This window comes from Proteiniphilum sp. UBA1028, from assembly GCF_002316955.1.
Lineage (GTDB): Bacteria > Bacteroidota > Bacteroidia > Bacteroidales > Dysgonomonadaceae > Proteiniphilum.
On sequence record NZ_DCEN01000049.1, the window covers coordinates 81,369 to 94,291 of the forward strand.

Genomic DNA, 12,923 nt, shown 5'->3' on the forward strand with positions numbered 1-12,923 from the left:
ATTTTTGAATTTTCAGAGCCTGCCGGCAATTGTAATATATAACCGTCGTATTTGTCTTTAGTCAGGTTGAAAGGACGTTTTTCAAAGAGCTTATTCTCGGGATCGTGCTCAACCTGAATCATTTCGGTAACTTTCCACACGGTATGCTTCAATTCAATATCTTTTGGGAGATAAACAACTGTGAGTCTTGAACTGTTATAATCGACCAAAACCGGCATCCCACACGCAAACTCGGTGTGCAGGCTGTCTGTTGCACATCCCAGCAACGTCTGCACCACTTCCCCCTCCGATCGGTAAATATAGCGCAACACATCTTCATCGGCAAAAGAATCTTCTACAAACTCACCCTGTAAGCTATAATCGTTGCATTCATCCATTAGCATCGTCTTGCCCGGGACTATCTCAACGATAAATTGCGATTCATCGGGTTTCTTCGGTACTGAAATCACTTGCTTCTGGTAACCTTTCGGCTGGGGATATTTCTTTTGGATTGCTGCTATCTCTATCGAATCCAGCTGATTGGCATTGTCTGTTGACGTTGATTTTCTTTGCGAGCAGTTTGTAAACGAAGCTAAAAATGCAAGAGAAATAAAAAGAAAAAAAGTTTTGTTCATACTTGTTTTGGTCTTTAGTATAAATAAAAACGCTTTCTTATGAGTGTCCGGTGCCGTACCACGGAAGTTGCACTTGGTCTGTTGATCAGTCCGTTTTTTTAGTATAGGTCAAAAACGTATAAGGATACCGATGCTTGTCGTCGGCCTCGTGCGACTCCTTTTGAGTCAGCCTCCATTCACCGGTGTCGATTTCCGGAAAAAAGGTGTCGGCATCACTGAAAGTGTGATGGATGCGGGTCAGATAAAGCCGGTCTGCCAGTCCGAGTGTGGCACGGTATAGTTGCCCTCCACCGATAATGAAAACTTTTTCACCCTCCTTGCAGTGCGTAAGCGCCTCTTCTACCGACCGGACAACGATACACCCGGGATAATTATCTGCCGCATCGGACGTAATCACCACATTGGTGCGGTTGGGCAATGCTCCTTTCGGTAATGATTCATAGGTCTTCCGGCCCATGATTACGGCGTGTCCCGAGGTCACCTGTTTAAAATGCTTCAAATCATTGGGGAGGTGGCAAAGCAGCCCCCCCTCGCGTCCGATCCCGTTCTTTTCATCCAGCGCAACGATGATGCCGATTTCCATGCCATTGTGATTCATCATACTGCCACAGTTCCTTTTATGTGTGGATGCGGATCATAGTTCACCAGTTCGAAATCATCGAAACGGAAACCGAAAATATCCTTCACGTCAGGATTGACCTTCATTTCAGGCAATGGACGCGGCTCGCGGGAAAGTTGCAGGTTGACCTGATCAAGATGGTTCAGGTAGATGTGGGCATCGCCGAAAGTATGCACGAAATCGCCCTCCTGCAATCCGGTCACCTGGGCCATCATCTTCAATAACAAGGCATAGGAGGCGATATTAAAAGGAACCCCCAGGAAGATATCGGCACTGCGCTGGTAAAGCTGCAGGCTGAGCTTCCCGTCGGCTACGTAAAACTGAAAAAAAGCGTGGCAGGGTGGGAGATTCATGTTTGGAATGTCGGCCACGTTCCATGAGCTGACAATGATGCGGCGTGAATCGGGATTATTTTTGAGTGTGTGGACAACTTGAGAGATCTGGTCGATATGCCCTCCTTTGTAGTCGGGCCATGAACGCCATTGATAGCCATAGATGGGACCCAGATCGCCATCCTCATCGGCCCATTCATTCCAGATGCGCACGCCATTGTCGTTCAGATATTTGATATTTGTGTCACCGTTGAGGAACCAGAGCAGCTCATAGATGATCGATTTCAGGTGGAGCTTTTTTGTGGTGAGTACCGGAAATCCGTCGCTCATCCTGTACCGGCTCTGGTGCCCGAAGATGCTGATGGTACCCGTACCGGTACGGTCCTCTTTTTTCACACCTTCGTCGAGTACCCGCTGTAGTAAATCGAGATATTGTTTCATAATTTCAGTTGTCCGATGTAAGTGATTCCCTTTCGTGATCCGCAAACCATGATGGGCGGTTCCTAATCAGTTCTCAGGCAAAAATAGTTTTTTTTTCACTGAGAACAAGTGAATGTTGAAAACTAATTGACTTTGCCCTTTTTTTTGCGTATTTCTGCAATGGGGTTTTCTTCCTCAAATCACCTCTTTGCAGAACCAATCTCACTGCAAATTTGTTTAAACAGGTATCTTTGAAGTACTTTAACTATTTTACTAAACACTTATAATCAGCCTTACAACATGGATATCTCAGAATTACTAAACAGCACTATGGGGCAGTCAATCGTCCGAAATGTAGCCACGCGGCTTGGTGTAAATGAAAATCAGGCATCGGGTGCCGTGAGCATGGCTATACCTGCCATTCTTGCAGGAATGAACAGAAATGCACAGTCGGAGGAAGGTGCTGCAAGCCTTCACAACGCTTTGGAGTCGAAACATGATGGTTCACTGCTGGATAACCTTTCCGGCATGTTGCAGGGCCACCCGCAGGAATTGCAGTCGGATGGTGATGGTATTCTGGGGCATGTTTTTGGTAATAAACGCACCGCCATCGAACAAGGGATCGCTCAGAAATCGGGAATCAGTATGGACAAGATCGGACCACTGCTAGCAATCCTCGCTCCCATTGTGATGGCATACCTGGGAAAGGAGAAACGACAGACCAATACCGAAGCCGGAGGATTGGGTAATCTCCTGGGTGGACTATTGGGTGGCGCCGGTCAGTCGTCGGGACGATCCTCAGGGGGTATCATGGATATGCTGGGAGGCGTGCTCGACAAGGACGGCGACGGCAATCCGCTGAACGACCTGCTGGGTGGATTTTTAGGAGGAAGAAAATAGTTTTGTTCAGAAGAATGCACAGGATTGATTAATAACTGATAAAGTTCGTCTCCAGCGGACTTTAATCATTTGCTCCGTTAAAACTTTTCATCCTTTTTTTTGTTTAATTTTAAACGTATAGACGTTTAAGACGTCAGACAAGCAGATATACAAACTTCAAAAAATATGAAAATGAAAAGTAAAAGGTTAACTTCATTATTGGCAGGAGTCCTCTTCATTGGAACTGCACTGTTTTTATCCTCTTGTAGTGACAGCAGTGATGATATCGTGGAAACACAATGGGAAATTCAGCCATATACCGTGAACGCTTCCGAGTGGAGCTGGAGTGTCACGAACAGAAGATGGGAGGCGGTTAAACAGTTGAAATACATCGATGACTTTATCTATGAAAGCGGTGCGGTGATCGGTTATGTTTTTCTGGGTGATCAAAACGTGAATGAAGTGCAAGTACAACTTCCGTACCTGAAAAGCTACGAACTAACTGATGGCAGCAAGTTTACTGAAACGATCAGTTATGAATATAGTATACAGACAAAGCGGGTCACCTTTTATATTGAACCCTCTGATGGAATAGAGGATCCGGATGCAAAGGTAACCTATCACTTCAGGATAGTCATGATTTGGTAATCAGGTAAACAACGGCAGGGCATCTGCCACCACGAAAGAACTACCGCCGATGAAGATGAGATCATCTTCACCGGCGTTTTCTATTGCTGCACGAATGGCTCCCGAAACGGATGCAAAGGTGGTTCCTTCTAATCCGTAAACCGCAGCATGTTCTTTCAATATCTTTTCATCCAGAGCCCGTTCCACAGACGCCCTGGTAAAATAGTACCGTGCATCTTTCGGCATCAAAGCAAGTACGGAATCCACATCCTTGTCGTTGGCCATCCCGAAAATGATATGCAGTGTTTTGTAATTCTCAGCAAGCAGCTGCTTTGCTACATATTGCAATCCATGGGCGTTATGGGCAATGTCGCAGACGATTTTGGGCGAAGACCGGAGTTGCTGCCAACGTCCCATTAAACCGGTGATGGCCGTTACGTGGGCAAACCCTTTGTAAACAGCTTCCTTTGGAATGTTGTACCCTGTTTCAAGGAGTACTTCCACTGCCGTTAGGACTGTCCGGGCATTCCTGTCTTGCGCCATACCCTGCAACTCTCCTTTCAGATCGGGATATCCATCACACTGAAACAGCCACGTTGTCTCATTCCTTTCGGAAGCAAAATTGCTCATGTAGTGTTCAGCAAAAACAACCGGTGCTTCCAGCAACTTCGCTTTATCAATAAAAACCTGTGCAACATCCGTACTACCTGTTTCGCCAATAACAACGGGAGTAAATGGTTTGATGATGCCCGCCTTTTCGGAAGCAATCTTCGGAAGGGTATCGCCCAGCAGTCTTGTGTGATCGAGCCCGATATTGGTGATGATGCTCATATCGGGAGAAATGATGTTGGTACTGTCCAGACGACCTCCCAGGCCCACTTCAATCACAGCCACATCCACCCTTTGTTCTGCAAACCAGAGAAAAGCCATCTCCATGGTCAGCTCAAAGAAGGAGGGCATCACCGGCTCAAACAGATTTTTGTACTTTTCCACGAAGTCCACCACAAAATCTTTCTCTATCATTGTGCCGTTCACCCGGATCCTTTCCCGAAAGTCGATCAGGTGAGGAGAGGTGTACAGGCCGACTTTGTAGCCCGATTCCTGCAATATTGCCGCCAGAAGGTGGGAGGTGGACCCTTTGCCGTTGGTGCCTCCCACATGAATTGTTTTATAACGACGGTGGGGATGGTTGAATATTTTATCCAGCGCCAGGCTGTTATCCAGACCTTCTTTATAAGCCATGTGACCGATGCGCTGGTATTCGGGCATCTGTCTGTAGAGGTAGTCGAGAGTCTCGTTGTAAGTCATCTCAGTTCTTCAGCGGCAGTACCGAGTATTGACGTGAGTAACGCAGTTGCTGATCCACATAGTTCTCATCGTAGGAGATGGTCACATCGGTTACTTTTCCGTTTTCATCGGTCACCAGTTTGTATACCGGGTTTACAAATCCTTTATAGGGAGCGATATTGAGTGCTTCGTATCTGGATAACACCTCTGCGTGCAGCGCGGGATCGACCTTTACACCGTAAGATTCCACAAGATTCCTGCCGGCTTCAAAATCGCCTTCCGATTTGATGCGCTGTACTTCCGAAAGCAATTGGCCGAACAGACTACGTAACTTGTCGTAGTCGTTCACCACTACATAGGTTTTGTTGTCTCTTTCTTTCAGCACAACCACGCTGTCAGCTGCACCTTTCTCAATCACCCATCTTGAGATCAGTGCACGGTTGCGCATATGTGCCTGTTCAATCTGTTTGCCCGGTTGAATGCGGGTGAGTTGCGTCATGACACCGTTCATGATATATGAGTAGTATTCGGCTTTATAGGCTTCTTGATCGGGAAGCAGCCCCAGTTCTACCAGTTTGGGGTCGGCCAGGTAATAGAGCGCAAACAGGTCGGCCCTTGTCTCTTCCAGCGGAGAAGCATAGGCCTGCAGCACATCCGTGCTCACTCCGGGGAGGAGCTTACCCGAACCATGACCCAGGCACTCGTGCAGGTCGGTATGCAAATTGTCGGTGAGGGTGCCGTATTTTTTAGCCCGCTCCCGTTCGGCGTCACTCCACATAAACTCTTCCTTGAAGCCGTTGCCTTCGGCGGCTTTGTCGTAGGCAAAGGTAATATTGTCGATGGTGACAGATTTCGAGCCGTGATCGCGGCGAATCCAGTCTGCATTGGGCAGGTTGATACCGATGGGGGTAGCCGGATAACAGTCGCCTCCCAGGATGGCAGCAGTAATCACCTTGGCAGAAACCCCCTTCACCTCTTCTTTTTTGAAGCGGTCATCAATGGGGGAATTATCTTCGAACCACTGTGCGTTTTCGCTGATGGTACGGGTACGTTCCGAGGCTTCGATGCTTTTAAAGTTGACCATCGACTCCCAGCTACCCTTCAGTCCCATTGGGTCGGTGTAAGTCTCGATGAACCCGTTGATGAAGTCCACCCGCGAGGTGGTGTCGGTCACCCATTGAACGGAGTAATCATCGAAAGTATTCAGGTTGCCGGTTTTGTAAAAAGAAATGAGGCTGTTGATTGTCTGTTTCTGGTGGTCATTTTCAGCGACAGCGGCAGCTTTTTCCAGCCATCCGATGATGCGTTCGATGGCTTTGCCGTACATTCCGTCCAGCTTCCATACCTGTTCGGTCACCACTCCGTTTACTTTTGTTACCTTGCTGTTGAGACCGTAAGAGACCGGTGTATTGTCGTTGGGATCTTTCATTGCGTTGTAGAAATCTTCTACTTCTTTCTGGGTTACTCCTTCGTAGAAGTTTACTGCCGATGTCTGCACAATGTCTGTTCCCGGCGCCTGGCTCATCCGCCTGGGCATCACGGCGGGGTTAAACATCACCGGCAATATCTCACTTAGTGTCTCATCGGCCGCCATCCCGTCGCGAAAAGGCATTCGGCCCGGGTCGACACTTTTCACCAGCTTCACGAAGTAATCCTCAGAAAACAGCGGCATGATTTTATCTTCCGAGTAGTGGTGATGGATGCCGTTGGCCATCCAGATCTGCTTCAGATAAGTCTCGAAATTTTTCCAGTCGCCGGTGGACTTGTCGCCCATATAGTTCTCGTATATTCCTTCGCACACACGGCGAATGGTGAGATTGTACCGGTTGTGCTGATCCCAGAGGATATCGCGTCCTTCGAGGGCTGCCTGAGACAGGTAGTAGATCAGCTCTTTTTGTGCAAGCGGCAGGCTGTTAAATCCCGGCACGGGATAGCGGAGGATCTCGATGTCTGCAAAACGATCCACCTTATATTCGAATGTAGAATCGACGTCGTCGATGACAGTCGTCCGGGTATCTGCCTTTTTACCTTCGTTGCAGGCTGTCAGCAGAAAAATGGTTGTTAGCATAAAGAGTATTCGTTTCATTTGAGTAAGTTTTTTTGATAACGCCATGATGCATTTTTTTATATGTTTGGCCATCTAAATCTGTCAGTTAGCTATGGTCCGCTTTTCTTGACTTGTCACCCAGGTAACCACCGTGATGCCTTTTCGCATACTCACCGGCAGTGAAATGGATCCGGTTCATGGTGCCCACCACAAGGATATCACCCATCACGGTCATTACCGTAGTGGAAGTGGTGGGAGTGAGGTCCAGTGGGCATACTTCAGAGGGGTTGCCAGTCAGCAGAAACACATCGGCTTCTTGAGCCAGTACACTCTCCTTGTTGCCGGTAATCACAATGATGGAAATGTCGGAATGCATTCCCCTTGCCAGCGCAATGAGTTCGATGATTTCCCTCGTTTTGCCTGAGTTGGTGATCAGCAACAGCAGGTCGTTGTCCTGGAGGATGCCCAGGTCGCCATGTTGCGCTTCACTTGGGTGCAGGAAAATGGCGGGAGTGCCTGTTGAGCAGAACGTGGTTGCCATATTTTGTCCGATCTGTCCCGCTTTACCCATGCCGCTGATTACCAGTTTGCCTCGCTTTGCATGCACATGCTCCACGATCAGATCAATGGCTTTTTCATATTGGTCTGTTATTGGGATGTGTAAAATAGCAGTTGCCTCCTGCCGGAGGATAGATTGTATCTCTTCGTGATTCATTACAAATTACAAACGTTAGTTTGTTTTATAGGTATAGGAAATCGAAGCCAGCTCTTCGTTGGCTTTTGTGATTTTCTTTTTCAGACTTTCTTTGTAGGCTGCTAGTTTTATCCGGGCCGTTTCGTCGCTGGTTGCAATCATTTGCAATGCAAGGATTGCAGCATTCAGAGCGCTGTTTATGCCCACTGTTGCCACAGGTATCCCCGGAGGCATCTGTACAATGGCGAGCAACGCATCCATCCCGTCGAGCGACGCGTTGATGGGTACTCCGATGACCGGGAGAGTCGTCATGGAAGCGATTACACCGGGCAGGTGTGCCGCCATGCCTGCTGCAGCAATAATTACCTTGATGCCTTTTTCCCCGGCTCCTTTGGCAAATTTCTCCACTTCTTCGGGTGTACGATGGGCTGACAGGGCATTCATCTCGAAGGGTACTTCCATTTCGTTAAGAAATTGCGCTGCCTTTTCCATTACGGGCAGGTCCGAGGTGCTGCCCATAATGATACTTACTATTGGAGTCATATTTTTTTGCCTTTACTTTCCAACAAATTTTTTATAATCTTCCGCCGACATTAAACCGGACAGCTCGTCGGCATTCTGAAGGGTTATTTTAATGATCCATCCTTCGCCAAAAGGATCTTTATTTACCAGTTCGGGGGCATCGTCGAGCTTGGGATTTATTTCCAGAACTTCGCCTCCCACCGGCATCATCAGGTCCGATACGGTTTTCACAGCTTCAATGCTGCCGAACACATCGCCCTGCCCGAGCGAGTCGCCTTCTGTGGTTACATCAACATAGACAATTTCACCCAGTTCTTCCTGTGCAAAATCGGTAATACCCACGTACGCTTCATTGCCTTCCGCTCTCACCCATTCATGGTCGGAAGAATACTTAACATTTTCTGGAAAATTCATAACGATTTAATTTTATATGATGATATATTCTGGGATAAATGTACAACTTAATTCCCTATTGTCAAAGCGATATAATCAGAATGTCTATGGCTGTACGCCTATCCATACAAACAAAAAAGAGACCAGGAACCCAAGGAAAAAACCGGCAATTACCTGGGATAGGGTATGCCGCCTAAGGATAAGCCTCGAGGTGCCCACCAGCCCTGCGATGATGAATAACCCCATGAACATGTAATAAGGGTTGGATCGTTCCACAAAAAAACTTACTGCCATGGCTCCGCCTATAAGCCCCCCTATGCCAAACATATGTGCGCTTATCTTCCACATAAAGGTAATGAGAATGGCGATTATCATGATCACCACGGAGGCAACCATAATCATCATGAACCATTTGGGCATGTGCATCCTGTAATAAAAGATGATCATGGCGGAATAAGACAACAGCGTGATAAGATAGGGGTAAAATCGCTCACGGCGTACTTTCAACGACAGGTCGGATACTATTCCCATGCGGTAGAGCATGAGGATAAGAATGGCGGGAATAATAAATGAAAAAAGAATCACCGGTGTAACAATTTGCCAAAATTGATGCCTGAATATCACCCCGAAATAGGTGTATACAAAAAGGAGCATTACCCCGTAGGTGGGCATCAACAAAGGCTGAAATACGGTGGAAATTACATGTGAGATCGACTTCATCCTGATAGGTTGCTTTCAATGAAAGGGCAAAGTTATATTTTTTTTCTTAAACGGGACACAGGAATCTGTAATTGCTCGCGATATTTTGCTACCGTGCGGCGTGCGATGACATACCCTTTCTTATTGAGAATTTTGGTGAGTTGGTCGTCGGTGAGAGGTTTTGAGGAATTTTCATTGTCGATGCACTCTTTGAGGATCTTCTTTACTTCCCGCGATGAAATATCTTCTCCTTCGTGGGTTTGCATGGCTTCCGAAAAGAAGTATTTGAGTGGATAGACGGCTGTGTTTGTCTGTACATATTTGCTATTGCTTACGCGGGAGATGGTGGAGATGTCGAAGCCTGTCCGTTCTGCTACGTCTTTCAGAATCATTGGTTTGAGTTGGGTCTCATCCTCTGTGAGGAAAAAGTCATACTGTAGTGCCACAATGGCTTCCATGGTGCGCTGCAGTGTGTTCTGCCGTTGCCTCACTGCATCAATGAACCACTTGGCGGAATCTACCTTTTGCTTCATAAAGAGCATAGCCTGTTTGTCGTCGGCCGACATGCTTGTTTTGTTTTCGTAATAACCTTTGAGCATCTCGGAAAAGTTGCGGTTTACCTTCAGGCTCGGTATGTTGCTGTTGTTAAGGTGAAAAGAAACAACGCCATTGTACGACTCCACGATGAAGTCGGGTGTGATATTGTTCATGGCTGTTTGCAGGGTGCCACCCAGGCTGTTGCCCGGCTTGGGGTTGAGGGAGACAATCTCGTGTATGGCATCGCGCAGGTCATCTTCCGTGATGCTCATCAGTCGCATGATTTTATCGTAATGCTTTCTGGAAAACTCATCGAAATAATCCGATAGGATATCTTTGGCCAGCTTTACAGGCCGGGTGGGGGCGTGACGATTCAGCTGAAGAAGGAGGCACTCCTGCAGGTCGCGGGCACAAATACCGGGGGGATCCAGGTCCTGAATCTCGTACAACACATCTTCCAGTTGAAGGGGGGTAACCTCAATTTGCTGCTGAAACAACAGGTCATCGGAAATAGACTGCAGGTCTCGCGTCAGATAGCCATTTTCATCAAGGTTGCCGATGATATACTCCGCGATCATCTGTTTGCGTTCATTCAGGTTAAGCAGCCCGATCTGTTCCTGCAGAAAGTCGCTTAGCGACTTGTCGTCATAGTGACTGAACTCAACATAGTTTTGTTCGCCTTTTTGGTTTGATCCGTTGAGGCGATAATCGGGGATGTCATCTTCCGAAAAATAGTCTCCCAGGATGATCTCTTCCTGTGTGAGGGTGTCTTCTCTTGTGTCGGTTTCATCAGTGTCAGGGTCCTCCTGATGCTCACCCTCCCCGGTCTCCAGCGCAGGATTTTCTTCTACCTCTTGTTTTATGCGGTCCTCCACTTCCACGCTGTTTAGCTCCACCAGCTTGATAACCTGCATCTGCAGGGGAGAAAGACGTTGTGTTTGTTTTAGAACCTGTTGCTGTTTTAGCGCCATAGATGATGTCAAATACGAATTGATAGACAAAGATAATAAATTCTCTTATTCAAAAGAACAGTCGTCGTACCCCGCCTGGCATGTCAGGGGAGCGAGTGCATAGGCATCATACTCATCGAATGCCGGGCCGGGAATTCCATTAATCACGATCACGCGGTCGGCACGCACCATGACGTCGTTATTCAGAAAAAGAAATACTCCTTCGTCGTCAGCTTCTCCAATCTTGCGAATTTTGCCGCAGCATTCCTCCAGTTCGGGTTCGTCGGAAAAAGTAAAATAGACGACTCTCGACGTCTCTTTGTCCATTTCCTGCTCAAACAATTCGAAAAAGAATGGATCGATGGGCATATATTGGGTTTTCATTTTTTTGTTTTTGGATGATGTCTTTAAAACAATTCAGCTTTTATTAGGTTCAAGGGAAATTTGCCATTTGTGATCGGGTCAAATTTCCATCCCGTGATCAACAAATATCCGGGCGCCGATTGCAATTTAAAACTTTTTATTACCTTTGAAACGTCAACAATGCATAAAAACAGATCGCAATGATATTCAAATTTCTAATTCTATCCGATGAAGTAGAGATGTTCAAAAGAGAGATAAAAATAGACGCCGACGCAACTTTTTTGGATTTCTACAAGACGATCATTGATTGCACCGGATTTAGCGAAAAAGAGATGGCTTCTTTCTTCCTTTGTGATGATAAGTGGAGAAAAAAGGAAGAGATTACCCTGGTAGAGATGGACACGTATTCCGACGAAGACTCGCTTACAATGGGTGCATGTGTCCTGAGCGACTATCTGGAAGATGAGAAGCAGAAGTTGATGTTTGTGTTTGATTATCTTACTGAACGGGCATTGTACATTGAGTTGGCGGAAATTATACCCGGAAAAAATCTACACGCTCCCCTCTGCACACTGGCTGTGGGGGATCCTCCCAGACAGGTGGCTCAAATCGAAGAGCTGAAGGCTGAAGGGGTAGCACTGGATTTGGGCGAGTCTTTTTATGGCGACGAAAGCTTTGAACCCGACGAATTAGACAAGGAGGGGTTTGAAGGTTTGGATGACTCCCCTGTTGAAGAGGAAAGCGCCGATCTGTACTGATGTCAAGGAACCACTGCAACTCAAATAAACGGTTTACTGTAAAAAAGCACCAACTCGTTTCTTCCGCAAAGCACACACTCCTTGTTCTGCTTGGCCCCACCGCAGCGGGCAAAACCGAGTGGAGTCTCTCTGTTGCCGAAAAACTGGGATGCCCCATCATATCGGCCGACTCCCGCCAAATATACAAGGGCATGACCATTGGTACAGCTGCACCCACTTGTGCACAATTGAAACGAGTGGAACATCACCTTGTGGGGGTGCTCTCGCCGGAAGATTACTACAGCGCCAGTGAGTACGAGAGGCACGTTCTCTCCTTGCTCGGCGAATTGTTCGGTCAGCACCCTGTCGTGATACTAACGGGTGGCTCCATGATGTATATCGATGCCGTTTGTAACGGTATTGACGAGATCCCCACCATTGACCGTACTTTGCGTGATGATTTGCAGCAGCTTTATCGTGAAGAGGGGCTGGATCCGATCCGGCAGCAGCTGAAGATACTGGATCCGGTATTTTATGACGAGGTGGATCTGAAAAATCCAAAGCGGGTGATTCATGCTCTTGAGGTGTGTCTCATGGCGGGAAAGCCCTATTCTTCGCTGCGCACAAGCCCTAAAAAAGAACGTCCGTTTCGCATTGTGAAAGTCGGTTTTACGCGTGAGCGTGAAGAGCTCTATGATCGGATAAACCGGCGTGTGGAGCTGATGATGAAAGAAGGGTTGCTCGAAGAGGCGAAAAGTTTTTATCCGAAGCAACACCTGAATTCACTGAATACGGTGGGATACAAGGAGCTTTTCGATTATTTCGACGGAAAGTGCACCCTCGAATTTGCCGTCGATAAAATAAAGCAACATTCCCGCAATTATGCTCGCAAGCAACTAAGCTGGTTCAAAAAAGACAAAGAGATTTGCTGGATTAATCTTTCGGAAAACAACGAAGATGTAATGCTGAAGATCAGTACACTTTTGAATGAGCAGGTCAATGCGTGCTGAGAGGATGATTGCGCAAGGATAAATTTGAACCAACTTTTTTTGGTCTGTTATTGGTTTGTTCGGAAAAATATACTACTTTTGCATCGCTTTTCGATACGGAGAGAAATATTCTTCCTTAGCTCAGTCGGTTAGAGCATCTGACTGTTAATCAGAGGGTCCTTGGTTCAAGTCCAAGAGGAAGAGCGACAGATAA

At 47.0% G+C, this 12,923-nt stretch carries 15 protein-coding genes and 1 tRNA gene; 5 read left to right on the forward strand and 11 right to left on the reverse strand.

The genetic code is table 11. The annotated features are described in order from the left end of the window. The 3 genes from B3Z75_RS08750 to B3Z75_RS08760 form a co-directional block, all read right to left on the reverse strand. Positions 1 to 614: ecotin family protein (locus tag B3Z75_RS08750; RefSeq protein ID WP_294070330.1), on the reverse strand; the 614-nt coding region annotated here is incomplete at its 3' end. An 85-nt stretch (positions 615 to 699) separates the two neighbouring features. Continuing rightward, on the reverse strand, positions 700 to 1,197 hold the full coding sequence (locus B3Z75_RS08755) for a dihydrofolate reductase (RefSeq protein WP_414702888.1): 498 nt from the start codon (positions 1,195 to 1,197) through the stop codon (positions 700 to 702). A gap of 14 nt (positions 1,198 to 1,211) precedes the next feature. Then, entirely contained in the window at positions 1,212 to 2,006 is a 795-nt protein-coding gene (locus B3Z75_RS08760) for a thymidylate synthase (RefSeq protein WP_294070336.1), read from the reverse strand. Between the two features lie 279 nt (positions 2,007 to 2,285). Between B3Z75_RS08760 and B3Z75_RS08765 the strand changes: the two genes are divergently transcribed. Both B3Z75_RS08765 and B3Z75_RS08770 read left to right on the forward strand, forming a co-directional pair. Next, positions 2,286 to 2,885 (forward strand): DUF937 domain-containing protein, encoded by a 600-nt coding sequence (locus tag B3Z75_RS08765; protein WP_294070339.1) that lies wholly within the window; start codon positions 2,286 to 2,288, stop codon positions 2,883 to 2,885. A 171-nt stretch (positions 2,886 to 3,056) separates the two neighbouring features. Beyond that, the gene (locus B3Z75_RS08770; protein ID WP_294070342.1) at positions 3,057 to 3,512 is read left to right on the forward strand and encodes a hypothetical protein; all 456 of its coding nucleotides are present in this window, start codon (positions 3,057 to 3,059) and stop codon (positions 3,510 to 3,512) included. Here B3Z75_RS08770 and B3Z75_RS08775 read toward each other — a convergent pair whose 3' ends face one another. The 8 genes from B3Z75_RS08775 to B3Z75_RS08810 form a co-directional block, all read right to left on the reverse strand. Then, positions 3,513 to 4,799, reverse strand: a complete 1,287-nt coding sequence (locus B3Z75_RS08775; RefSeq protein ID WP_294070345.1) for a bifunctional folylpolyglutamate synthase/dihydrofolate synthase — start codon at positions 4,797 to 4,799, stop codon at positions 3,513 to 3,515. It lies immediately after the preceding gene. 1 nt (position 4,800) lies between these two features. Next, entirely contained in the window at positions 4,801 to 6,864 is a 2,064-nt protein-coding gene (locus B3Z75_RS08780; RefSeq protein WP_294070348.1) for a dipeptidyl-peptidase 3 family protein, read from the reverse strand. A gap of 67 nt (positions 6,865 to 6,931) precedes the next feature. After that, entirely contained in the window at positions 6,932 to 7,540 is a 609-nt protein-coding gene (locus tag B3Z75_RS08785; protein WP_294070351.1) for an SIS domain-containing protein, read from the reverse strand. Positions 7,541 to 7,555: 15 nt separating this feature from the next. Next, positions 7,556 to 8,062, reverse strand: a complete 507-nt coding sequence (purE, locus tag B3Z75_RS08790) for a 5-(carboxyamino)imidazole ribonucleotide mutase (protein ID WP_294070354.1) — start codon at positions 8,060 to 8,062, stop codon at positions 7,556 to 7,558. 12 nt (positions 8,063 to 8,074) lie between these two features. Beyond that, positions 8,075 to 8,455 (reverse strand): glycine cleavage system protein GcvH, encoded by a 381-nt coding sequence (gene gcvH / locus B3Z75_RS08795; RefSeq protein WP_294070357.1) that lies wholly within the window; start codon positions 8,453 to 8,455, stop codon positions 8,075 to 8,077. Positions 8,456 to 8,539: 84 nt separating this feature from the next. Beyond that, the gene (locus tag B3Z75_RS08800; protein WP_294070360.1) at positions 8,540 to 9,154 is read right to left on the reverse strand and encodes a phosphatase PAP2 family protein; all 615 of its coding nucleotides are present in this window, start codon (positions 9,152 to 9,154) and stop codon (positions 8,540 to 8,542) included. A gap of 32 nt (positions 9,155 to 9,186) precedes the next feature. Then, positions 9,187 to 10,641, reverse strand: a complete 1,455-nt coding sequence (gene rpoN / locus B3Z75_RS08805) for an RNA polymerase factor sigma-54 (protein ID WP_294070363.1) — start codon at positions 10,639 to 10,641, stop codon at positions 9,187 to 9,189. A 45-nt stretch (positions 10,642 to 10,686) separates the two neighbouring features. Further along, positions 10,687 to 11,004 (reverse strand): hypothetical protein, encoded by a 318-nt coding sequence (locus B3Z75_RS08810; RefSeq protein WP_294070366.1) that lies wholly within the window; start codon positions 11,002 to 11,004, stop codon positions 10,687 to 10,689. Between the two features lie 179 nt (positions 11,005 to 11,183). Between B3Z75_RS08810 and B3Z75_RS08815 the strand changes: the two genes are divergently transcribed. From B3Z75_RS08815 to B3Z75_RS08825, 3 genes are all read left to right on the forward strand, one after another. Next, positions 11,184 to 11,741, forward strand: coding sequence for an IS1096 element passenger TnpR family protein (locus tag B3Z75_RS08815; RefSeq protein WP_294070369.1), 558 nt, complete (start codon positions 11,184 to 11,186; stop codon positions 11,739 to 11,741). Then, on the forward strand, positions 11,741 to 12,730 hold the full coding sequence (miaA, locus tag B3Z75_RS08820) for a tRNA (adenosine(37)-N6)-dimethylallyltransferase MiaA (RefSeq protein ID WP_294070371.1): 990 nt from the start codon (positions 11,741 to 11,743) through the stop codon (positions 12,728 to 12,730). The genes B3Z75_RS08815 and miaA overlap by 1 nt, the downstream gene beginning before the upstream one ends. Positions 12,731 to 12,839: 109 nt before the next feature. After that, a tRNA-Asn gene (locus tag B3Z75_RS08825) sits at positions 12,840 to 12,913 on the forward strand. Positions 12,914 to 12,923 lie beyond the last annotated feature (10 nt).